We start from the raw sequence: 20,991 nt of genomic DNA, 5'->3' as shown, positions 1-20,991 counted from the left end.
GTGCTGGCAACTTCCTACTTCGTTTGAGCCGTTTTCGCTACGTTTTAGAGATGCTTGGAAAATGCGGCAGTATCCGTTAAAGACGAGTGATGTTCAACACATCGCCCGACAGGCTGACCTGGACCCCGGAGCCCCACAATGGATCTCGACGCAGGTCTTCGGACACCTTGTATTGGCCGGCGATGGAGACCAATTCAGCGCTCAATTGCTGACAGAAAATCCGTGCCTTGGTGTCGCCCTTGACGCCGGCCAGCGCGCGACCGCGCATGGGGCCGTATACATGGATGTTGCCATCGGCGAGAAGTTCCGCGCCGGGGCTCACCGAGGAGATCACCACCAGGTCGCCGCCTTGAGCATAGATCTGCTGCCCGCCACGCACTGGCGAAGTGATGATACGGGTCGGCTTGACCGTCGGTTCGGCCGGTTTTTCCGGTTTTTTCCGGACTTCGCCTTCCTGGGGATCCAGAGGCCGCTCCCGGGCGCCGGACGGTGGCAACACCGGCAGGTCCACGGCGATGGCCGCGGCAATGTCTTCGATACGGTTGGCGCGGATGGCCAGGGTGCGCAGGCCATGCTGGCGGCACACGCGCATCAGCCCGGGCAGGTCCACCGCGCCTTCGCTGGCTGGGAGCTTGTCCAGGGCCAATACCAGGGGCGCGTTGCTGAAGAAATTCGGCGCTTGCGCGACCTTCGCGGCCAACTGGCGATCCAGGCCTTCGAGGTCATTGCGGGCCAGTTCCAGCACCGTGATGGCGAGCATGCTGCCCTTTAACTGGAACACAGGATCTTGGTCTAGCGATTCGGTTTGGCTCATGGTCGGCATAAAGCGGCTTGTCACTAAAAGTGCCGAGACTTATAACGAGAACGCCCGCGAGCCGCAACCCGGGTCGAACCGATGTAGAATGCGCGACCTTGTTGTCTGTCCGGAATCTGTAATGGATCGCCCGCGTTTTCGAGCTGCATTTTTATCGCCGCGTTTTTGGCCATTGTGGCTGGGGCTTGGCCTCTTGTGGTTGGTCGTCCAACTGCCTTATCCGCTGTTGCTGGTCATCGGTCGTGGTTTGGGCGCGTTGATGTATCGGGTCGCCGGCGAACGGCGGCGGATTGCCAAGCGCAATCTTGAACTGTGTTTTCCCGAGAAGTCGGCCGCCGAGCGTCGACGCCTGCTCAAGGACAACTTCGCCTCCACCGGCATTGCCTTCTTTGAAATGGCCATGAGCTGGTGGTGGTCCAAGCCGCGCCTGGCGCGCCTGGCCCATATCGAAGGGCTGGAGCACCTGCAGGCGGCCCAACGTGAAGGCAAGGGCGTGATTCTCATGGCCCTGCATTTCACCACCCTGGAAATCGGCGCGGCCCTGCTCGGTCAGCAGCACACCATTGACGGTATGTACCGCGAGCACAAAAACCCGTTGTTCGACTTTATCCAGCGCCGCGGTCGTGAGCGCCACAACCTGGATTCCCTGGCGGTGGAGCGCGAGGATGTGCGCGGCATGCTCAAGCTGCTGCGTGCCGGGCGGGCCATCTGGTATGCGCCGGACCAGGACTACGGCGCCAAGCAAAGCATTTTCGTGCCGCTGTTCGGCATCCAGGCGGCCACCGTCACCGCCACCAGCAAGTTCGCTCGCCTGGGCAAGGCCCTGGTGGTGCCGTTCACTCAGGAGCGCCTGGCTGATGGCAGCGGTTATCGACTGGTGATCCATGCGCCCCTGAGTGATTTCCCCGGGGAGACCGAGGAAGCCGACTGCCTGCGCATTAACCAGTGGATCGAAAGCGCCTTGCGCGAATGCCCCGAGCAATACCTGTGGGCCCATCGACGCTTCAAGAGCCGGCCACCTGGCGAGCCGAAGCTGTATCCCAAACGCGGTTGACCCCATAACGATAAAAGGCCCCCGAGCGCCATGGAGTGTTGCGATGAGCCCTGCTGAACCGGTTACAGGCCTGATTCTTTCCGGTGGCGGGGCACGAGCGGCCTATCAAGTGGGGGTGCTGGCGGCCATTGCCGAGTTGCTGCCGCCGGGCGCCGACAACCCGTTTCCGGTGATTGTCGGCACCTCGGCCGGGGCGATCAATGCGGTGAGCCTGGCCAGCGGTGCCACGGATTTCAAGACGGCGATCCTGCGCCTCACGGCCTTTTGGCAGAGCTTTCGCAGCCATCAGGTGATGCGCAGTGACTGGCCGGGGGTGATTCGCCAGGCCAGCCGCTTTGTCGGCCACAGCCTGCTCGGGCTCGGTGCCCAAGTACCTGTGGCACTGATCAACAGCTCGCCCCTCAAAGACCTGCTCAACGACAAGCTGCAACTGTCCGGGATCGATGACGCCATCGCCCAGGGGCAATTGCATGCGGTGGCGGTGACGGCCTTCGGTTATGAATCCGGACAGGCGGTGACTTTTTATCAGGGCGGCAGGGTCATCGAACCCTGGCTGCGTCATCGGCGCATCGGGATCCCTACCCAGATCAGCGTGGAGCACTTACTGGCCAGCTCGGCAATTCCGTTGCTGTTCGCCCCGGTCAAGATCGAACAGGAGTACTTTGGCGACGGCGCGGTGCGGCAATCGGCACCGATCAGCCCGGCGCTGCACCTGGGGGCCAGCCGGGTGCTGGTGGTGGGCGTCAGCGGCAACCCCCGGGGCGTCGACCCGGACAGCGCAGCGCAGCGCACGTACACCGGGCAGCAGCCGACCCTGGCGCAGATCGGTGGGCACATGCTCAACAGCACCTTCATCGACAGCCTGGAAAGTGACATCGAGCTGCTGGAGCGGCTCAACCAGTTCAGCCACCTGATGCCACGGCAAGTGCCCGTGCGCAGCCTTGGGGTGGCACCGGTGGATGTGCTGGTGATCGCTCCCAGCCAGCCGATCGATGAAATTGCTGCGCGGCATCGGCAAGAGTTGCCCAAGGCCTTGCGTTTGTTCCTGCGCGGGCCAGGGGCTACCAAGACCAGCGGCGCCGGTGTCCTGAGTTACCTGCTGTTCGAGGCCAGCTACTGCAGTGAGCTGATCGAACTGGGGCGCCGCGATGCCTTGGCCAAGCGTGAAGAGTTGTCGCGCTTCCTGGGGCTGTCGGTTTAAGCGGTCAGCTTGTCGTCACGAAAGTCCCTCAGGGCCTGTTCGATCTCTTCCCGGGTGTTCATGACAAAGGGCCCGTACTGGACGATGGGTTCACCCAGCGGCTTGCCGGCAATCAGCAGCACCTTGGCCCCGGACTGGCTGGCCAGTTGCAGGTCGCCGTGATCGGACAGGCGCACCAGCTTGCTGCTGGTCACGCTCTGAGGGTGGCCCGGCAGTTCCAGGGCGCCTTCGTAGACATAGAGCAGCGCCCGATGCCCCTCGGGCAAGCGCGGGGCGACCTGACTGCCGGCACCCAGGTGCAGGTCGAAGTAGCAGGGCTCAGTGTCCGGACGCTGCACGGCGCCTGGTTGCCGGACCTGGCCATCATCGAAGGTGCCGGCGATCACCACCACCTCGACCCCGGCAGCCGTGGTCAGGCGCGGAATGTCCTTGGGTTGAATGTCTTGGTAGCTGGCCGGGTCGAGCTTGTGTTTGCCCGGCAAGTTGAGCCACAACTGAAAGCCGCGCATCACGCCTTCTTCCTGCTCTGGCATCTCGCTGTGGATGATGCCTTTGGCCGCGGTCATCCACTGCACGCCTCCGCCTTCCAGCAGCCCGACATTGCCCAGGTGGTCCTCATGACGCATGCGACCTTCGAGCATGTAGGTGACGGTTTCAAAACCGCGATGGGGGTGAGGCGGGAAGCCGGCGATGTAGTCGTCGGGGTTCTGTGAGCCAAATTCATCGAGCATCAGGAAGGGGTCGAAACGCTCTACGCCTTGGCCACCGAAGACCCGGGTCAGCTTGACCCCGGCGCCGTCCGAGGAGGGCTGGCCGCTATGGACGCTGATAACGTTGCGTAATTGAGTCATGGGTACAACTCCTGATCAGGTGGGAATGGTCGACATGCTATGCCAGTCCGATCGATCAAAGGTTGCGAATTCTTCTGTATTTTTATCGACTATTTAGATGTTTTGAGGTGGAGCCTGTTTTTGCCCGGTCAGCCACCCTGTGGCCGGCAAGCCGGCTGCTGCCCAGGCATTGAGGTGCCTGGGTGCGGCAGCGGGCTTGTCAGCGACAGCGAACGTCAGAAGTGGAACTTGACCAACAGGCTGGCGGTGTCCTGGTTGGTTTCAAACGCGCCAGAGTCTTTGATGCCGTACTTGTTCTTCCAGTAGTCGTACTCGATACCGACGTACAACTGCTTTTCACCCCAGCTCAGGGCTTTGCCCAGGTCGTACTTGATCTGCGGGTTGAAGTGCAGGTTGGCGTGGTAAGTGCCTTTGCTGTTTTTGTCGTTATCGACGACCCAGTCCATGAAACCGTCGATCAGGATGTCCGACTTGCCCACGGGAATGGTGTAGGCCCAGACCGGGGTGATCTGCCAGACGTTGTCGCCGGCACGGCTGCCTTCGGTCTGACGGTTGTAGAAGTTCAGTTGGAAGTAGTCGAAGCCGGGGATGGCGAGGTCGAAGCCCGGGCCGATCAGGTACGACTCGTTGTCGCCTTCGCCGAACTCATAGGTCATTGCCAGCAACACGTCCTTGATGGGGCCGAACGCCAACTTCTGGTCGAAGATCTTGCCGAACGACAGGCGTGGGCTGAACTCGCCATAGTAAGTACTCGGGCCGGCATTACCGTCTTCCTTGCCGTTGTAGAAGATGCGGTCCAGGAAGAAGAAGTTGTCCCCGTATTTCCAGCCGTCGGCGTGTTCGAAGGTCACGGTCTGCTGGATTTGTGGATTGACCTCGAAGTTCTTGCCATACAGATAAGTCAGGCTGTTGTTCTGCCATTGCAGCAGGTCGCCGGCCATGGCCTGCCCCCCGGCCAGCAAGGATCCTGCAAGCATCAGGCTGGTGCACGTCTGTTTCATTCGGTTGCTCCCAAAGTAAGTGGTTCCACGTTTTTTCAAGCGTCGGCACTCTGGTGTGGCGCCTTTTTTCACTGCGGTAAAAATCATCCAAACGGTCAGCTTTATTGCTCTTAGCAAGAGCTGAGCCAAGGCTGGAAAAAAGCAAAAAAACTCCCGCTCGACGATACGAATACAGTCGATTAAGAGTGGATTGGGCTTCGAATCCGTGCGCTTTGGCGCCTGACAGGGCCGGGATAAGTTGGCGTTCAGGTCAGGTTTTTTATCCGGGCTTTTTTTTACCCCGGATTGGCGCGGCCGCGGAGAATACTGGCTCCGGCAACCGCGCTCAAGTGCCCCGCAACAGAGCGCCTGAAACAACTTTGGGGCACTGTTGCCGAGCATCGGGTCAAGGCTCATGGGGGGGCGAGGGTGCGCTGAGGTAGAGGGGCGCGGGATTAGTGCGGGTGCACGTGGGCGGGATTGTCGGCAGCACGTTCGGCGCCACCGAGGATGTTGAACAACAGGTTCAGCACCAGTGCACTAAGGGTCGCCATGGCAATACCACTGTGGGTGATGGGGCTCATCCACAGCGGCAGGTGGGCAAAAAACTCTGGCCGGACCACTGGAATCAGGCCCATGCCAATGCTTACCGCCACCAGCAATTGGTTGCGACGGTCAGCAATGTCGGCTTCCTGGAGAATCTTGATGCCCGTGGCGGCGACCATGCCGAACATGGCAATTGCCGCGCCGCCCAGCACCGCCGCCGGAATTGACGCCACAAGGAAGGCGGCCTTGGGCAGCAGGCTCAGCACCACCAGCAGGCCGCCGGCGACGATGGTTACCGATCGGCAGCGCACACCGGTCATCTGCACCAGGCCAATGTTCTGGGCGAAGGAGGAGTGGGTGAAGGTGTTGAAAAAACCGGCGAAGAACGAGGCACCGGCATCGCACAACAGGCCACGGCGCAGCATCCGAGGGGTGACGTCCTGGCCGGTGATTTTACCCAGGGCCAGGAACATGCCGGTGGACTCGACAAAGATGATCACCACCACCAGGCACATCGACAGAATCGGTGCCAGGTGAAACTGTGGCATGCCGAAATGCAGCGGGGTGACCACTTGCAACCAGGGCGCCTCGGCCATTCCGGAGAGGTCGACCATGCCGATCAATCCGCACAGCAGATAACCCAGGCCCATGCCGATCAGCACGGAAATATTCACCCAGAAGCCGCGCATAAAACGGTGGACCAACAGGATGGTGCCCAGCACGAGGGCGGCGATGGTCAGGTAGATCGGCGAGCCGAACTGGGCGGCGGAGCTGCCGCCGCCAGCCCAATTCACCGCCACGGGAAACAGCGACAAACCGATCGAGGTGATCACCGTGCCGGTGACCAGGGGCGGAAAGAAACGCACCACTTTGGACATAAAGGGCGCAATCAGCATGCCGAAGAAGCCGGCGGCGATGGTCGCGCCGAAGATCCCCTGCATGCCGATACCGGGCATGCCGGCCATGGCGACCATGCTGCCCACCGCGGCAAAACTGGCGCCCATCATCACCGGCATGCGGATGCCCATGGGGCCGATGCCCAGTGACTGGACGATGGTGGCGATCCCCGCCACCAGTAGGTCGGCGTTGATCAGGAAGGCGATTTCTTCACGACTCAGGCCCGCGGCCTGTCCGATGATCAGAGGCACTGCAATGGCACCGCCATACATCAGCAGAACGTGCTGCAGACCGACCAGGATCAGTTGCAAGAGGGGCAAGCGCTGGATGGCAGGCGCATCAGGAACGCACCGTTCGGATGAATCGGACATGCAACACCTCGGATCTTTTTATTCTTGTGATTTAACCGCTGGGTCTTTGCGCACAGCGTGTCTGCAACAGGCGAATCTTGATCGGCTGATGGCAAGCAAGCCCGCCCCTACAGATGAATTCGGTTCTGTAGAAGCGAGCTTGCCCGCGAAGCAGCCTGGTGACAGGCGTTGATCAGTTGGTTTGAGCCCCCTGGGCGATCCAGGCACCGATCAGCTCACGTTCCTGCTGGGTCATCTGGGTGATGTTGCCCAGTGGCATGATCTGGCTGGCGACTGCCTGGGCCTGGATCCGTGCAGCCTGCAGGTGGATCTGTTCCGGTGTATCGAACATCACGCCACCCGGTGCGGTGCTGAACAGGGGGCTGGTGGGTTTGGCCGAGTGGCAAACCGCGCAACGCTCCTGGATCACACTGTGTACTTTGTCGAAGGCCGGGCCGGCGTTGGATGCCTGGGCCGGAGCACTGGCGGGTGCGGCAGGCGCGGCCGGTGCGGTTTCGGCTTTAGGCTTGGCACCACCGCCCAGGGCGGTTTCAGGCAGGGGTTGATACTCGATTTGCCCCGGTGCCTTGGCCACTTCAGGGGCACTGTTCATGGGCACCGGGCCAGTTACGTAGGCCAGGCAAATCATGCCCAGTGCGGCGACGGGGAGGGTCCAGGCGAACTTGTGGCTGTCATGCCGGGTGTTGAAGTAGTGACGCACCAGCACCGCCAGCACTGCGATCCCGGCCAGGATCAACCAGTTGTACTGGCTGCCATAAGTGCTCGGGAAGTGGTTGCTGATCATGATGAACAGCACGGGCAGGGTGAAGTAGTTGTTGTGGCGCGAACGCAACAGGCCTTTGGCTGGCAGGGTTGGGTCCGGGGTGCGGTTCTCGGCGATCGCCGCCACCAGCGCACGCTGGGCCGGCATGATGATGCGGAAAACGTTACCCACCATGATGGTGCCGATGATGGCGCCGACGTGCAGATAGGCACCGCGACCACTGAACACCTTGCTGAAACCATAAGCCGCAGCGATCAGCAGCACGAACAGGATAAAACCGAGCAGGGCGGGTTTCTTGCCCAGGGGGGAGTCGCAGAGGAAGTCGTAGATGAACCAGCCGGCGATCAAGGCGCCGATGCCGATGGCCACACCTTCAGGGCCGCTGAGGCCGCTGCCGGGGGCAACCAGGTAAAGCATGGGGTTGAAGTAGAACACCAGGCATAGCAGGGCAATCCCTGACATCCAGGTGAAATAGGCTTCCCATTTGAACCAATGCAGGTTTTCCGGCATTGACGGAGGGGCCAGTTTGTATTTTTCCAGGTGATAGATACCACCACCGTGGATCGCCCAGAGATCACCGGACAGGCCGTCCTTGGGGTTGGCGCGGTTGAGGTTGTTCTCCAGCCAGACGAAGTAGAACGATGCGCCAATCCAGGCCACACCCGTGATCATATGTATCCAACGCACGCTCAGGTTGAGCCATTCCAACAGATGTGCTTCCACAGTCTTTACCTCTCGCCTGTCACTCTTGTTTCGAGTGATCAGACCTTCTCTTATTGGTGGGGGGCGAGGATCAATCGCTCATCCTCTTTGAAGAAATGCTCATCGCAGTTGTTGCCATTGCCACTGCGATCAACCACCAGGAAGTCATCCCGCTTTTCGATCGTCAGCACCGGGTGGTGCCAGACGCCGCGATGGTAATTAATGCCCTGCCTGCCGTTGGTGACGAAGGCGCGGACCAAGCCCGATACAGGTACATCGCCAAGTGGCGCGACCACGATCAGAAAGGGGTTGCCGAGCAGCGGAATAAAAGCCTGGCTGCCCAGCGGGTGTCGTTCCAGCATGCACACGGTCAGCGGCATGTCCTGCGCGTCGGCGCGGAAGATGCTGATGATCGCGTTGTCCTCCGGCGTAGCGGTTTCCACCGTCGCCAGTTTGTGAAAGCGCATGGTCGACCCGTTGTTGATCATGAAGTGATCGCTGCCATCGGTTTCGATAACGTCTCCGAAAGGGGCGAAGGCTTCTTTGGTCAGGGGTTCGATCATCAGTGTGCGCATGGCTGTCTTCTTAATCTTTTGAATGATGTGATTGCTGTGTAGGAGCCCGGCTGGCTGGCGATGGCGTCGGTTTGATCGCTATCGCCGGCACGCCGGCTCCTACAGGTTTCGGTTCAGCGCTTATTTAGCGACCTTGCCGAGTACCCGCAGGCGGCTCACACCACCATCCGGGAACACGTTCAGGCGGATGTGGGTGATCGGGCCCAGTGCCTTGATCTGCTCGGCGAAGCTGTGTTCGGCGTGCATTTCCAGCTTCTGTGCCGGCAGCAGCTCGCGCCAGAACAGCGATTGGGTTTCGATCTGGCTGTCGGTGCCGCCCTTGACGAATGCGGCCTGGATCGAGCAGGTGTCCGGGTAGTTGCCCTTGAAGTGCAGGGTGTCGACGATGATCTTCTCGATTTCGCCCGGGTGGCCCAGCGCGACGATGACCCAGTCATTGCCCGGGGTGCGACGACGTGCGGTTTCCCAGCCGTCGCCCATGTTGATGCCGCGGCCTGGGTTGAGGATGTTGCCCATGCGCCCGAAGTGTTCGTCGGAGCAGGCCAGGGCGCGACCACCATTGAGGGCAGCAGCCAGGTCGATCTGTTCGTTGTCGCCCACGGCCGACCAGTCGCGGTACGGAATGCCGTAGACGCGCAGGCGAGCTACGCCGCCATCCGGGTAGATGTTGAAACGCAGGTGGCTGAACGCCTGCTCGTTGTTGATTTCGTGGTAGTGGTGGCTGTTGCCTTGCAGCTCGACAGCCGACAGTACTTCGACCCACTGGGTGTTTTCATTCGGCTCGCCTTCAGCCAGGAAGCAGGCTTCCAGGGAGGCGGACGGCGGGAAGTTGCCGGTGAAGAATGAAGTGTCGATGTCCACGCCTTTGATCGAGCCCGGCACACCGAGGCGGATCACCGCGCTGTCGTAGCCTTCAAAGCGCTTGCGGCGCGACTCCCAGCCGTCCATCCACTTGCCGTTGTCATCGAACACGCCCTCCTTCCATACGGCCGGGGTCGGCTGGAACAGACGGTTGGCGTCGGCGAACCAGTCATCGGTGACCGAAATGATCTTGGTGCCCAGACGGGCGTCGGCCAGGTTGACGAACTTCTCGAAAGGTACGGCGTAAGCTTTCATTCTTCTTGTCTGCCTTGAAATAAGTGGCTGGGGATGCTTGCAGAGCCCTGGGAAACGCACGCGTTGAATCAGGTTTCTCGGGCTAAGTTCGCTATAGGGTCAGTAAACGGAACAACGCGATTTTGTTGATCTCCGCTAACGCGCATTTGAATTCGGCCTCGGCTGAATGGTGAATGCGGGTTTCGAACGCTGCGAGGATCTGATGCCGGTTGCTGCCTTTCACCGCCATGATGAAGGGAAACTTGAACTTGGCTTTGTAGGCGTCGTTCAGCTCGGTGAAGCGAGAAAACTCTTCGGCCGTGCATTGGTGAATACCGGCGCCAGACTGTTCTTGAGTGCTGGCAGCGGTCAGTTGGCCCTGGACGGCGGCTTTGCCGGCCAGGTCCGGGTGAGCGTTGATCAGTGCCAGCTGGCTGGCGTGATCGGCGCTCAACAGGATATCGCTCATGCGTTGATGCAGGGTTTCGATCTGGTCGACGGAGGCATCGAGGCCCAGGTCATAGGCTTTTTCAGCAACCCATGGCGAATGTTCGTAGATGTCGGCGAAGGCTTCGACAAAGGCCTCGCGGCTCAGGGTCGAGGGTTTCAGGGTCTGGAAGGCGGTCATTTTGCCGCTCCTGCGAAGGGATGGACTTGCTGCCAATGGCGGGCAATATCAACCCGACGAGTGAACCAGACCTGTTCGTGACCTTTGACGTATTCGATAAAGCGCTTGAGTGCAGCCAGGCGTGCCGGGCGGCCAATCAGCCGGCAATGCAGGCCAATGGAGAGCATCTTCGGCGCTTCGGCCCCTTCGGCGTAGAGCACGTCGAAGGCATCTTTCAGGTAATGGAAGAAATCGTCGCCCTTGTTGAACCCCTGGACCTGGGTAAAACGCATGTCGTTGGTGTCCAGGGTGTAAGGAATCACCAGGTGCGCCTTGCCGGTCGGGTTATTGGGTTCCCAGTAGGGCAGATCGTCGTCGTAGGTGTCGCAGTCATAGAGGAAACCGCCTTCCTCCATCACCAGGCGCCGGGTATTCGGGCCGGTGCGGCCGGTGTACCAGCCCAGTGGCCGTTCGCCGGTGAGTTCGGTGAGGATGCGGATCGCTTCGAGCATGTGCTCGCGTTCCTGGGCTTCATCCATGTACTGGTAGTCGATCCAGCGGTAGCCGTGGCTGCAGATTTCGTGACCGGCGGCGACCATGGCGCGGATAACGTCCGGGTGGCGTTGGGCAGCCATGGCCACGGCGAAGATGGTCATGGGAATGTCGAATTCCTTGAACAGCTTGAGAATCCGCCAGACGCCGGCACGGCTGCCATACTCGTAAAGGGATTCCATGCTCATGTTGCGCTCGCCCTGCAGTGGCTGCGCCGAGACCATTTCCGAGAGGAAGGCTTCCGATTCTTTGTCGCCGTGGAGGATGTTGCGCTCGCCGCCTTCTTCATAATTGAGCACGAAGGACAGGGCGATGCGGGCATTGCCCGGCCAGTGAGGGTGAGGAGGGTTGGAGCCGTAACCGATCAGGTCGCGAGGGTAGTCAGCGCTCACTGCAGTCTTCCTTCTTGTTCGTGATAACGGTGGCGTGGCGGGACCTGAGAATGAGAAGCCAGGCTGGCGTCACGACGATGGGATGATTGTATACAAATTCATATTAATTTTGTAAGCCTGATTTTTTGCATTTTTCATCTGGGCTCTCGATGAATGGATCCTGCAAAAAACTTGCCTGAGTGGTCAGCTAATCGATTAAAAAGCTTCTACCCGTATGCTTTGAGCGTCTTTTGGCGGGTGCTGTCGAGTGCTGAAAGCCATGCATTAATTTGTGCTGATTATTGTGTACAATTTTTTTGAAAAATGTCTTAATCGGATCCTCGCCGCATCCGTTCGCGCTCTAAAACGGTGCGGTCTCCTTACTAACTGACTCGGGAGGCGCGAGGCCTGGACGCTTTGAAAGGCGGCCGGCACGCAGAATCAATGGGACGTTTGACTACACACGTTTTGGATGCCGCACATGGCTGCCCCGGCAGCGCAATCAAGGTCGAGCTGTATCGGGTCGAGGGCGCCCAGCTGGAACTGGTCGCCAGCGCCTTGACCAACAGCGACGGCCGCTGTGATGCCCCGTTATTGCAGGGCGATGACTACCGCTCCGGGGTTTACCAACTGCAGTTCCATGCCGGCGATTACTACCGGGCCCGTGGCGTGCAATTGCCAGAGCCGGCGTTTCTCGATGTGGTGGTGCTGCGTTTCGGCATCTCTGCTGAACAGGATCATTACCACGTGCCGCTGCTGATCTCGCCCTACAGCTATTCGACCTATAGAGGAAGCTAGGACTTTCCCCCAAGAATCCTGCGCAAATAGCTTCTTTGGTCTTTTGCCCGCTCACACTGCGGGCTTTTTTTCGCCGGTCATAAAGTCCTCCCCGCCAACCGGCGCCTACACCCTCAGGCAAGCGCCGGCTTGGCGGGGCGTGAAGCCCTTAACGACTGAGCAGGGAAGCGGCTCCAGCGCCACCAAACAGCCCGGCACTGATGCGGTTGAACCAGCTCTGGCCCCTGCCGCTGCGCAGGTAACGCGCCGCGCCGTGGGCACCCAAGCCGTAGGCCAGCTTGCACAGCAGGTCGAGCACGGTCCAGGTGGCAATCATGATCAGCAACTGGGGCAGAAACGGCTGTTGGGCACTGAGAAACTGCGGCAGGAAAGCGGCGAAGAACAGGATGTCCTTCGGGTTACTGGCACCCAGCACAAAGGCGCGCCCAAAGAGTGCACGGAAGCGTGGTATTGGTGCGGCTTCCGGCACATTGGCGCCCTGGGACGGCTGGCGTGATTGCTGCCAACTCTGCCAGGCGAGGTAAAACAGGTACAGGGCGCCGACGATTTTCAGCGCGCTGAACAGTTGTTCCGAGGCCAGCAGCAACGCGCCCAGGCCCAGCGCCGAGGCACTGAGCAGGCAGATCGAGGCAATCACCCCACCCAGAAACGCCGGGTACGAACGGCGCAGGCCATAGTTCAGGCTGTTGCTGATCATCAGCAACGACAAGGGGCCCGGGATCAGGATCACCACCAGGGCAGCGCCGCTGAACAGCAGCCAGGTTTCCAGACTCATCACTTTCCTCCATATGAACAAAAGCCCCACCCGACGGGGTGAGGCGGGGGCAACGGGTACTGCTTACAAGAAAATGAACTTGGCGATAAAAATCGCACACAGCACGTACAGGCTGATGGAGATTTCCTTGTGTTTACCGGTGCCGGCCTTCAGCACCACGTAAGTGATAAAGCCCAGGGCGATGCCGTCGGCCACGGAAAAAGTCAGCGGCATCATGATCGCCGTGACGATGGCCGGAATGCTGTCGGTGGCTTCGTCCCAGTTGATGTGGGCCATGCCGCCCATCATCAGCATCGCAACGTAAATCAACGCACCAGCCGTGGCATAAGCGGGGATCATGCCAGCCAGCGGGGCGAAGAACATGGCGGCAATAAATAGCACACCTACGGTCACAGCGGTAAGACCAGTCCGACCACCTGCGGCGACACCGGCGGCGCTTTCGACGTAGCTGGTGACCGGTGGTACACCGACCATGGCGCCGAATACGCTGGAGGCGCTGTCGGCCTTGAGGGCGCGGGAGAGGTTTTCGATCTTGCCGTCGGCGTTCACCAGCCCGGCGCGCTGGGCCACGCCCATCAAGGTGCCGGCGGTGTCGAACATGTGTACGAAGAGAAAGGCCAGCACCACGCTGATCATGCTGACGTTGAACACACCGGCGATGTCCATGGCCATCCAGGTTGGCGCCAGGCTCGGCGGGGTGGACAGGATGCCGTTGTATTGCACCAGCCCCAGGCCCCATCCGGCCAGGGTCACAGTGATGATGCTGATCAGGATCGCGCCGAACACCCGATGGTAGCTGAGCACAGCAATCATCAGGAAACAGATGGCGGCCAGCAGCGGCCCCGGTTCGCGCAACGAGCCCAGCTTGATCAGGGTCGCCGGGCTGTCAACGATGATGCCTGCGGTTTTCAGGCCGATCAGCCCGAGAAACAGGCCGACCCCGGCGCCCATGGCGTAGCGCAGGCTCACGGGAATGCTGTTGAGTAGCCATTCGCGAACCCGCGACAGGGTCAGAATCATGAACAGCACGCCGGAAATAAACACCGCACCCAGGGCGGTTTCCCAGTTGTAGCCCATGGTGCCGACCACGGTGTAGGTGAAGAACGCGTTGAGGCCCATGCCCGGCGCCAGGCCCACTGGCCAGTTGGCGTAGAGCCCCATCAACAGGCAACCCAAGGCCGCGGCGATGCAGGTGGCGACGAAGGCGGCGCCATGATCGATACCGGCATCCGCCATGATGTTGGGGTTGACGAAGATGATGTAGGCCATGGTGATGAAGGTGGTCAGCCCGGCGATCAACTCGGTCTTTACCGTGGTGCCATGCAATTTGAGTTTGAAGATTCGCTCCAGCCAACCGCTGGTCTGCGGCGGCGAGAGATCCAGCGTCGGGGCTTCGGATTTGCGGCTTTCCACAGCAAGTACTCCTCAAGAGTTTTATTGTTTTTTCCAGAACCGGACACGCGAGGGTGGGCAGCGGCTCTTTGAGGCAGGCAAGGCTGGCGGGTTTTGTTGACTGAAAGGTCAGGAACTCGCACGTGGCGAATTATGCTTTTGTATACAAAGAAAGCAAATAATGTTTTTTGTGTTGTGTGCGAAAAATCTGATGGGCAGGGCATATCGCCGGCAAGCCGGCGCCCGGGGAGGAGGGGTCAGTCGCGTTCGGGGCGTTGCTGGTTCTCACCCAGGGCCTGGTTCACCGCCAGCCAGCCGTTGACCGCGGCTTCGCCCGCTTCGGAGAACGCTCGCTGCAGCAATTTGACTTGCTCGCGGCGCAGGGACTCCTCGAAGCGCCGCCCGTCGGCGGTCAGTTCCAGCAGGCGCTTACGCTTGTCGCTCTCAGGCGCGACGCTGTTGACCAGGTGCATTTCCATCAGTTGGCGCAGCGGAATGTTCAGCGCCTGCTTGCTCACCCCGAGCACCGTCAGCAGTTCCTTGACGCTAAGCCCCGGGTAGCGGGCGATAAAAAACACGATGCGTTGATGCACTCGACTCAGGCCGCGGCGCTCGAGCATTTCATCCGCCTTGGCAGTGAAGGCCTGGTAGCCGAAGAAAAAGGCTTCCATGGCGGTTTGTTGTGAGGTCTGGTTTTTAAGGTCAAGCATATTGACGTATCTATCCAGGTCAGCGTAATTTCGGTCAACCAGTTTGACGTATTTCCTTCAGCCTTCGCTAGCGGTGATCTCCATGGCCTTCTCCGAACGTGTTTCGCGCCTTAAAAGCTCCTTGATCCGTGAAATCCTTGCCGCCGCCCAGCGCCCGGAGGTGATGTCGTTTGCCGGAGGCCTGCCGGCTGAAGTGATGTTGCCCAAGATTCAGTGGGATGAGATGCCGCTCGCCATGGGCCAATACGGTATGAGCGAGGGTGAACCGCAGCTGCGCGAAATCCTCGCGGCCGAGGCCCGGGCCTTGGGCGTGCCCTGCGAAGCCAGCCAGGTTCTGGTGGTCAGTGGGTCCCAGCAGACCCTGGACCTGGCGGCCAAGCTGTACATCGACAAGGGCACGCAGATCATGCTCGAAGCGCCCACCTACCTGGCGGCGCTGCAGATTTTCCAACTGTTCGGTGCCGACTGCCTGACCGTGCCCCTGGAGGCGGATGGCCCTGATCTGACGCAACTGCGGGCCAACCTGGAGCAGCACCAGCCAGCCTTTATCTACCTGATCCCGACCTTCCAGAACCCGTCGGCAGTGCGCTACAGCGAAGCCAAGCGTGATGCCGTGGCCGCCTTGCTGGACGAGTTCGGGGTGACCCTGATCGAGGACGAGCCCTACCGTGAACTGAGCTTCGACGGCGGCAGCGCCACGCCGATTGTCAGCCGCCTGAAAAAGGCCAGCTGGATCTACACTGGCACTGTGTCCAAGACCTTGCTGCCGGGGTTGCGCGTCGGTTATCTGATCGCCAGCCCGGACTTGTTTCCCCACCTGTTGCGGCTGAAACAATCGGCGGACCTGCACACCAACCGTGTGGGCCAGTGGCAAGCGATGCAATGGCTGGGCACCGAGAAATTTCAGCGTCACCTCAGTGAACTGCGGTCCTTCTACCGTGTACGCCGGGACGGTTTTCAGACCGCACTGGAGACGCATTTCTCTGACCTGGCCGACTGGCAGGTGCCTCAAGGCGGGCTGTTTTTCTGGCTCACCCTGAAGCAGCCGCTGGACACCCGGACCTTGCTCAAGGCCGCGTTGGAGCAGGATGTCGCCTTTATGCCGGGTGAACCGTTCTTCTCCGAGCCGGAGCTGAACCCGGGGCATTTTCGCTTGAACTTCAGCCACATTGACCCGGCGCGCCTGGACGAAGGGCTCAAGCGCTTGGCCGGTGTGATCCGTCAGGCACAGGCTGCACAGGCAGCCTAAGGGGGAGGTCATGTACAAGGTTTACGGCGATTACCGTTCGGGCAACTGCTACAAAATCAAGCTGATGCTCCACCTGCTCGACCTGCCCTATGAGTGGCAGGCAGTGGATATTCTGGGGGGCGACACGCAGACCCCGGCGTTCCTGGCGAAGAACCCCAATGGCAAGATCCCGGTGCTGGAGCTGGAAGACGGCACTTGTTTGTGGGAATCCAACGCGATCCTGAATTTCCTGGCCGACGGCAGTGAGTTTTTGCCCAGCGAGCCGCGTTTGCGCACCCAGGTTCTGCAATGGCAGTTTTTCGAGCAATACAGCCACGAGCCCTACATTGCCGTGGCGCGTTTTATCCAGCACTACCAAGGGCTGCCGGACGATCGACGCCAGGAGTATGAAAAACTCCATAAGCGTGGCTACAAGGCGCTGGACGTGATGGAGCAGCAATTGAGCCGCACGCCTTATCTGGTCGGCGAACATTACTCCATCGCCGATATAGCGCTCTTCGCCTACACCCACGTCGCTGATGAGGGCGGCTTCGATTTGCAGCGCTACCCGGGCATCCAGGCCTGGATCCGACGGGTGCAAAGCCAACCCGGGCATGTGGCGATGCTCGACTGAGGCATGCCTGAATCTCCCCCTGAACCGGCCTTGTGCGTTAGGGGTTTTCAGTTGCTGGAGTGTCGGCCAGGCACTCTTCGAGCATTTGATAACAACGCTGGGCTGCCGGACTCAAGTGCTGGCCGCTGCGGCGGATCAGGCCGATTTCACGGCTGACTTTGGGGTGTTTGACGGTGATGCGTCGCAAGCCTTCGCGACCGTCATCGGCAGACTCCGGCAGCAGGGTAACGCCCAGGCCCTGGCGCACCAGGGCCAGGACGGTGGTCATGTAGTTGGCCTCCATCGCCGAGAGCAAGGTCAGGCGGCTTTCATCGAACAGTGCTTCGACCTGCTCGCGCACGCTGCTATCGCGGCCGGTGAGGATGATGGGGTGTACCGCCAGTTCCTTTAGGCCCACCGAGGTGCGCTGGGCCAGCGGGTGGTCGAGGGCGACGAACAGGCACAAGCGATCCACCAGCAACGGTTGGAAGTCCAGCCCATGGCTGAGTCGGGCGCGGCCGCCGATGCCGAAATCCACCTCGCCGGCGCGTACCTGGGCGTGGATGCGGTGGGCGACCAAATCCTGCAGGCGCACCTCGATCCCGGCAAAACGTTCGCGAAACAGGCGCAAGGCCGGTGGCAGCACGCCCGCGCACACCGAGGGCAGGGCGGCGATGGTCACCACGCCACGGCGCAGGGCGGCCAGGTCCCGGGAGCCGCTGACAATGTTGTCCAGGTCCAGCAAGAGTTTCTCCATCGGCCCACGGGCTTCCTGGCCGGCGGCGGTCAGGCTGACGTGGCGCGGGCTGCGATCCAGCAGGGCGACCCCCAGCCAGTCCTCCAATTGTTGAACCTGCACCGTCAGCGCCGAAGGCGACAGATGCAGCTCAGTGGCGGCCTTGGTGAAGTTGCCGCTGCGGGCCACGGCGAGGAAGGCCTGGATGTGCTGAATCGAATTTTTCATTTTGTTTTTCCGAATGCAAGGCACTGAATATTCCAATTTACAAAGACTAGCGCGGTTCCAATACTCGGGGAAAACAATAACCGCCCGCTTCCGTGCCCCGGCACAGCGAAACGGCACACTGGAGCTGCCCCATGCTCGCCACAATCGGTGTCATCACCATTCTCTGTCTGCTCGCCGCTGTCATGAGCAAACGCCTCTCTCCCCTGGTTGCGCTGATTGCGCTGCCGATCATTGCCGCCTTGCTCGCCGGGTTCGGCTTGCAAACCAGCACCTTTATCGTCGCCGGGATCAAGAACGTCGCCCCGGTGGTGGGCATGTTCGTCTTTGCCATTCTGTTCTTCGGCATCATGACCGACGCCGGCATGCTCGATCCGATCATCGATCGCATCCTGCGCACGGTCGGCACCCGGCCGACGCGGATTGTGGTGGGTACCGCACTCTTGGCCCTGCTGGTGCACCTGGATGGTTCCGGTGCGGTGACCTTCCTGGTCACGGTGCCGGCCATGCTGCCGCTCTATACCCGGCTGGGCATCGACCGGAGGATTCTCGCCTGCGTCGCGGCCATGGCCGCCGGGGTCAACTTCCTGCCCTGGACCGGCCCGGTGCTGCGTTCTTCGGCAGCCCTGCATGTGCCGGTGGCGGACCTGTTCCAGCCTCTGATCCCGGTACAGATCGTCGGTCTGCTGTTTGTTTTTGCCAGTGCCTGGTGGCTGGGCCGCCGTGAAGAGCGGCGCCTGGGCCTGGGGGCAAATGCCGTCAGTGGGGCAGGGGTGCCGAGCCGGGTGTTGAGCGAGGCCGAGGAAGCGCTGCGTCGTCCCGGGCGCTTCTGGATCAACCTGCTGCTGACCCTGCTGGTGATGCTGATCATGATTGCCGGCTGGGTCGATCCGGTGGTGATGTTCATGGTCGGTACCGTGCTGGCGCTGTGCATCAACTACCCGGACGTCGAGGCCCAGCGTGCCCGCATCGACGCCCATGCCAAGACCGCCTTGACCATGGCCAGTATCCTGCTCGCCGCCGGTGTGTTCACCGGCATCATGCAGGGCACCGGCATGCTCAAGGCGATTGCCGAAGTGGCGGTGGCGCAGATTCCCGCCGGCCACGGCAAGCTGATTCCGACGGTGGTGGGCTTGTTGTCCATGCCGCTGAGCATGCTGTTCGACCCCGATTCCTATTACTTCGGCGTGATGCCGGTGATCGCCGAAGTGGGCAAGGCCCTGGGCGTCGACCCGTTGCAAGTGGCCCAGGCCTCGTTGCTCGGGGTGCACACCACCGGCTTCCCGGTGAGCCCGCTGACCCCAGCGACTTTCCTGCTGGTGGGCCTGTGCAAGATCGAACTGGCCGACCACCAGCGCTTCACCATCCCTTTTCTGTTCGCCGCGTCGGTGTTGATGACCCTGACCGCGCTGTTGCTGGGAGTTTTTTAAGATGAAAACCATACGTATCGGCGCCGGCGCGGTTACTCGGGCGACCGTATCGAGCCGGCCATCGAGTTGGCGGCCCAGGGCGACCTGGATTACCTGGTCTTCGAATGCTTGGCGGAGCGCACCATTGCCCTGGCGCAGCAGGCGCGCATCAGCGACCCACAAGGCGGTTACGACCCGCTGCTGAGTGAGCGCATGCGCCGCGTCCTGCCTTTTGTCGGCCGGCCTGAAGGTCGGCGGCGCCTGCGGGTCATCACCAATATGGGGGCGGCCAACCCGGTGGCCGCGGCCACTGAGGTCCGGCGGATCGCCAGTGAACTGGGGCTCGATCTCAAGGTGCTGGCGGTGGTGGGTGACGATGTACTGGACTTGTTGCGTCAGCAGCCCGAGCAGGTGCTGGATAACGGCCGGAGCCTGGGCTCCCTGGGGCCGCGGGTGATTTCCGCGAATGCCTATTTGGGTGTCGACGGCATTCTGGATGCCTTGCATGCCGATGCGGATGTGGTGATCACCGGGCGCGTGGCGGACCCGTCGTTGTTCCTGGCGCCGCAGATGTTCGAGTTCGGCTGGGCGGCGGACGACTGGCAGCGCCTGGGGCGCGGGACCTTGGTTGGCCATTTGCTGGAATGTGCAGGCCAGGTCAGCGGCGGTTATTTTGCCGATCCGGGTTTCAAGGATGTGGATGACCTGGCGCGCCTGGGTTTCCCCTTGGCCGAGATCGATTCCGAGGGCGAGGCCTTGATCACCAAGGTGGCCGGGTCAGGGGGGCGGGTCAGCCGTGCTACCTGCACGGAGCAACTGATTTATGAAGTCCACGACCCGGCGGCGTACCTGACGCCGGACGTCACCGCCGACTTTTCTCAGGTGGCCTTTGTCGAGGAGGGCGTTGACCGGGTGCGGGCCCAGGGGGCTGCGGGGCATGCGCAGCCGGAGCAGTTGAAAGTCAGCGTGGGCTATCTGGACGGTTGGATCGGCGAAGGCCAGATGTCCTATGGCGGCCCTGGTGCCGTTGCGCGGGCTCAGTTGGCACGGGACGTGGTGCTCAAGCGCCTGGAACTGATGGGCGCAAAAATGCAGGACGTGCGTGCCGAGCTGATAGGAATGGATTCGCTGCATGGCCAGCGCAACAGCGTCGAGCCTTGGGAGGTGCGCCTGCGGGTGGCCGCCCGCTGTGAGGACCGCAGCGAGGCCGTGCGAGTTGGCAATGAAGTGGAAACCCTTTACACCAATGGCCCGTCCGGTGGTGGCGGCGCCAGCAAGAGCGTGCGCCAGGTGGTGGCGGTGGCTTCATTGCTGGTGCCCCGTAGCACGGTCAAGCCGAGGATCGAAGCATGAAACTGCACAGCCTGGCCCATTCCCGTACCGGCGATAAGGGCGACACCTCGAACATCTCGATCATCGCCTACCGCGCCGAGGATTATCCGTTGCTGCGCGAGCAGCTCACGGCCGAGCGAGTGGCCGAGTTCTTTTCGGCCTTGCTGGAGCCTGGTGCGGCGCCGGTGCGGCGCTATGAGTTGCCCAACGTACAGGCGCTGAACTTCGTGCTGCCGGGCATCCTGCGCGGCGGCGTGACCCGCTCGCTGGCACTGGACGCCCACGGCAAATGCCTGGGCTCGGCCCTGCTGGACCTCACCTTGTAACCGCTGGCTTTTGTAGGCGCTGGTTTGCCAGCGATTACGGCCGCAAAATCACCGCCCAATCCAAGGCC

The 20,991-nt window shown here is 61.2% G+C and carries 20 protein-coding genes and 1 pseudogene; 8 read left to right on the top strand and 13 right to left on the bottom strand.

Going from position 1 to position 20,991, the window contains the following annotated elements; genetic code table 11:
- Positions 1 to 76 precede the first annotated feature (76 nt).
- Entirely contained in the window at positions 77 to 814 is a 738-nt protein-coding gene (gene minC, locus M1B34_RS09250; protein ID WP_123328805.1) for a septum site-determining protein MinC, read from the bottom strand.
- Between the two features lie 121 nt (positions 815 to 935).
- Here minC and M1B34_RS09245 point away from each other — a divergent pair, with 121 nt between their 5' ends.
- Both M1B34_RS09245 and M1B34_RS09240 read left to right on the top strand, forming a co-directional pair.
- A complete protein-coding gene (locus M1B34_RS09245; protein WP_123328342.1) occupies positions 936 to 1,868 on the top strand; it encodes a lipid A biosynthesis lauroyl acyltransferase in 933 nt (310 codons plus the stop codon).
- A gap of 43 nt (positions 1,869 to 1,911) precedes the next feature.
- On the top strand, positions 1,912 to 3,069 hold the full coding sequence (locus M1B34_RS09240) for a patatin-like phospholipase family protein (RefSeq protein ID WP_123328341.1): 1,158 nt from the start codon (positions 1,912 to 1,914) through the stop codon (positions 3,067 to 3,069).
- On the opposite strand, the gene M1B34_RS09235 is transcribed toward M1B34_RS09240, so the two are convergent.
- From M1B34_RS09235 to puuE, 8 genes are all read right to left on the bottom strand, one after another.
- Positions 3,066 to 3,920 carry a pirin family protein gene (locus tag M1B34_RS09235; RefSeq protein WP_268264916.1) on the bottom strand — a complete coding sequence of 285 codons (855 nt, stop codon included), beginning with the start codon at positions 3,918 to 3,920 and terminating at the stop codon, positions 3,066 to 3,068. The two genes, M1B34_RS09240 and M1B34_RS09235, sit on opposite strands and share 4 nt — an antisense overlap.
- 215 nt (positions 3,921 to 4,135) lie before the next feature.
- On the bottom strand, positions 4,136 to 4,921 hold the full coding sequence (locus tag M1B34_RS09230) for an outer membrane protein OmpK (RefSeq protein ID WP_268264915.1): 786 nt from the start codon (positions 4,919 to 4,921) through the stop codon (positions 4,136 to 4,138).
- A 434-nt stretch (positions 4,922 to 5,355) separates the two neighbouring features.
- On the bottom strand, positions 5,356 to 6,714 hold the full coding sequence (locus tag M1B34_RS09225) for a nucleobase:cation symporter-2 family protein (RefSeq protein ID WP_268264914.1): 1,359 nt from the start codon (positions 6,712 to 6,714) through the stop codon (positions 5,356 to 5,358).
- Between the two features lie 172 nt (positions 6,715 to 6,886).
- The gene (locus tag M1B34_RS09220; RefSeq protein ID WP_268264913.1) at positions 6,887 to 8,200 is read right to left on the bottom strand and encodes a urate hydroxylase PuuD; all 1,314 of its coding nucleotides are present in this window, start codon (positions 8,198 to 8,200) and stop codon (positions 6,887 to 6,889) included.
- 50 nt (positions 8,201 to 8,250) lie between these two features.
- Positions 8,251 to 8,754 carry an ureidoglycolate lyase gene (locus M1B34_RS09215; protein WP_123328336.1) on the bottom strand — a complete coding sequence of 168 codons (504 nt, stop codon included), beginning with the start codon at positions 8,752 to 8,754 and terminating at the stop codon, positions 8,251 to 8,253.
- A 120-nt stretch (positions 8,755 to 8,874) separates the two neighbouring features.
- On the bottom strand, positions 8,875 to 9,870 hold the full coding sequence (gene alc, locus M1B34_RS09210) for an allantoicase (RefSeq protein ID WP_268264912.1): 996 nt from the start codon (positions 9,868 to 9,870) through the stop codon (positions 8,875 to 8,877).
- A 91-nt stretch (positions 9,871 to 9,961) separates the two neighbouring features.
- Positions 9,962 to 10,477: a 2-oxo-4-hydroxy-4-carboxy-5-ureidoimidazoline decarboxylase gene (uraD, locus tag M1B34_RS09205; protein WP_268261626.1), complete on the bottom strand. Its 516-nt coding sequence runs from the start codon at positions 10,475 to 10,477 to the stop codon at positions 9,962 to 9,964.
- Positions 10,474 to 11,400, bottom strand: a complete 927-nt coding sequence (gene puuE / locus M1B34_RS09200; RefSeq protein ID WP_123328333.1) for an allantoinase PuuE — start codon at positions 11,398 to 11,400, stop codon at positions 10,474 to 10,476. Before puuE ends, uraD begins: the two co-directional genes overlap by 4 nt.
- A 423-nt stretch (positions 11,401 to 11,823) precedes the next feature.
- On the opposite strand from puuE, the gene uraH reads away from it, so the two are divergent.
- A complete protein-coding gene (uraH, locus tag M1B34_RS09195) occupies positions 11,824 to 12,177 on the top strand; it encodes a hydroxyisourate hydrolase (protein WP_078470741.1) in 354 nt (117 codons plus the stop codon).
- A gap of 148 nt (positions 12,178 to 12,325) precedes the next feature.
- Here uraH and M1B34_RS09190 read toward each other — a convergent pair whose 3' ends face one another.
- From M1B34_RS09190 to M1B34_RS09180, 3 genes are all read right to left on the bottom strand, one after another.
- A complete protein-coding gene (locus M1B34_RS09190) occupies positions 12,326 to 12,952 on the bottom strand; it encodes a LysE family translocator (RefSeq protein WP_123328331.1) in 627 nt (208 codons plus the stop codon).
- Positions 12,953 to 13,015: 63 nt separating this feature from the next.
- A complete protein-coding gene (locus tag M1B34_RS09185; protein WP_268264911.1) occupies positions 13,016 to 14,365 on the bottom strand; it encodes an NCS2 family permease in 1,350 nt (449 codons plus the stop codon).
- Between the two features lie 236 nt (positions 14,366 to 14,601).
- Positions 14,602 to 15,054 carry a MarR family winged helix-turn-helix transcriptional regulator gene (locus M1B34_RS09180; RefSeq protein WP_123328329.1) on the bottom strand — a complete coding sequence of 151 codons (453 nt, stop codon included), beginning with the start codon at positions 15,052 to 15,054 and terminating at the stop codon, positions 14,602 to 14,604.
- A gap of 82 nt (positions 15,055 to 15,136) precedes the next feature.
- Between M1B34_RS09180 and M1B34_RS09175 the strand changes: the two genes are divergently transcribed.
- Both M1B34_RS09175 and M1B34_RS09170 read left to right on the top strand, forming a co-directional pair.
- Entirely contained in the window at positions 15,137 to 16,303 is a 1,167-nt protein-coding gene (locus tag M1B34_RS09175; protein WP_268264910.1) for an aminotransferase-like domain-containing protein, read from the top strand.
- Between the two features lie 10 nt (positions 16,304 to 16,313).
- Entirely contained in the window at positions 16,314 to 16,916 is a 603-nt protein-coding gene (locus M1B34_RS09170; RefSeq protein ID WP_268264909.1) for a glutathione S-transferase family protein, read from the top strand.
- 37 nt (positions 16,917 to 16,953) lie between these two features.
- Here the strand turns inward: M1B34_RS09170 and M1B34_RS09165 are convergent, their stop codons facing one another.
- Complete coding sequence (locus tag M1B34_RS09165; protein WP_268264908.1) at positions 16,954 to 17,859, bottom strand: LysR family transcriptional regulator; 906 nt, start codon at positions 17,857 to 17,859, stop codon at positions 16,954 to 16,956.
- 131 nt (positions 17,860 to 17,990) lie between these two features.
- On the opposite strand from M1B34_RS09165, the gene M1B34_RS09160 reads away from it, so the two are divergent.
- The 3 genes and pseudogenes from M1B34_RS09160 to M1B34_RS09150 all read left to right on the top strand — a co-directional run bounded on the left by M1B34_RS09160 (position 17,991) and on the right by M1B34_RS09150 (position 20,923).
- Entirely contained in the window at positions 17,991 to 19,286 is a 1,296-nt protein-coding gene (locus M1B34_RS09160; RefSeq protein WP_123328325.1) for a CitMHS family transporter, read from the top strand.
- Between the two features lies 1 nt (position 19,287).
- Positions 19,288 to 20,618: pseudogene (locus M1B34_RS09155) on the top strand (acyclic terpene utilization AtuA family protein).
- Positions 20,615 to 20,923, top strand: coding sequence for an AtuA-related protein (locus M1B34_RS09150; RefSeq protein ID WP_123328323.1), 309 nt, complete (start codon positions 20,615 to 20,617; stop codon positions 20,921 to 20,923). Before M1B34_RS09155 ends, M1B34_RS09150 begins: the two are co-directional and overlap by 4 nt.
- Positions 20,924 to 20,991: the final 68 nt, after the last annotated feature.

It is taken from the genome of Pseudomonas morbosilactucae (assembly GCF_023241715.1).
GTDB classification, from domain to species: domain Bacteria; phylum Pseudomonadota; class Gammaproteobacteria; order Pseudomonadales; family Pseudomonadaceae; genus Aquipseudomonas; species Aquipseudomonas morbosilactucae.
Note: the sequence above shows the minus strand (reverse complement) of the source record. Positions and strands in the feature narration are given on the sequence as shown.

Coding starts and splice junctions, on each gene's coding strand:
- minC (WP_123328805.1), bottom strand. CDS start 814: ATGAGCCAAACCGAATCGCTAGACCAAGATCCTGTGTTCCAGTTAAAG.
- M1B34_RS09245 (WP_123328342.1), top strand. CDS start 936: ATGGATCGCCCGCGTTTTCGAGCTGCATTTTTATCGCCGCGTTTTTGG.
- M1B34_RS09240 (WP_123328341.1), top strand. CDS start 1,912: ATGAGCCCTGCTGAACCGGTTACAGGCCTGATTCTTTCCGGTGGCGGG.
- M1B34_RS09235 (WP_268264916.1), bottom strand. CDS start 3,920: ATGACTCAATTACGCAACGTTATCAGCGTCCATAGCGGCCAGCCCTCC.
- M1B34_RS09230 (WP_268264915.1), bottom strand. CDS start 4,921: ATGAAACAGACGTGCACCAGCCTGATGCTTGCAGGATCCTTGCTGGCC.
- M1B34_RS09225 (WP_268264914.1), bottom strand. CDS start 6,714: ATGTCCGATTCATCCGAACGGTGCGTTCCTGATGCGCCTGCCATCCAG.
- M1B34_RS09215 (WP_123328336.1), bottom strand. CDS start 8,754: ATGCGCACACTGATGATCGAACCCCTGACCAAAGAAGCCTTCGCCCCT.
- alc (WP_268264912.1), bottom strand. CDS start 9,870: ATGAAAGCTTACGCCGTACCTTTCGAGAAGTTCGTCAACCTGGCCGAC.
- uraD (WP_268261626.1), bottom strand. CDS start 10,477: ATGACCGCCTTCCAGACCCTGAAACCCTCGACCCTGAGCCGCGAGGCC.
- uraH (WP_078470741.1), top strand. CDS start 11,824: ATGGGACGTTTGACTACACACGTTTTGGATGCCGCACATGGCTGCCCC.
- M1B34_RS09190 (WP_123328331.1), bottom strand. CDS start 12,952: ATGAGTCTGGAAACCTGGCTGCTGTTCAGCGGCGCTGCCCTGGTGGTG.
- M1B34_RS09180 (WP_123328329.1), bottom strand. CDS start 15,054: ATGCTTGACCTTAAAAACCAGACCTCACAACAAACCGCCATGGAAGCC.
- M1B34_RS09175 (WP_268264910.1), top strand. CDS start 15,137: ATGGCCTTCTCCGAACGTGTTTCGCGCCTTAAAAGCTCCTTGATCCGT.
- M1B34_RS09170 (WP_268264909.1), top strand. CDS start 16,314: ATGTACAAGGTTTACGGCGATTACCGTTCGGGCAACTGCTACAAAATC.
- M1B34_RS09165 (WP_268264908.1), bottom strand. CDS start 17,859: ATGAAAAATTCGATTCAGCACATCCAGGCCTTCCTCGCCGTGGCCCGC.
- M1B34_RS09160 (WP_123328325.1), top strand. CDS start 17,991: ATGCTCGCCACAATCGGTGTCATCACCATTCTCTGTCTGCTCGCCGCT.
- M1B34_RS09150 (WP_123328323.1), top strand. CDS start 20,615: ATGAAACTGCACAGCCTGGCCCATTCCCGTACCGGCGATAAGGGCGAC.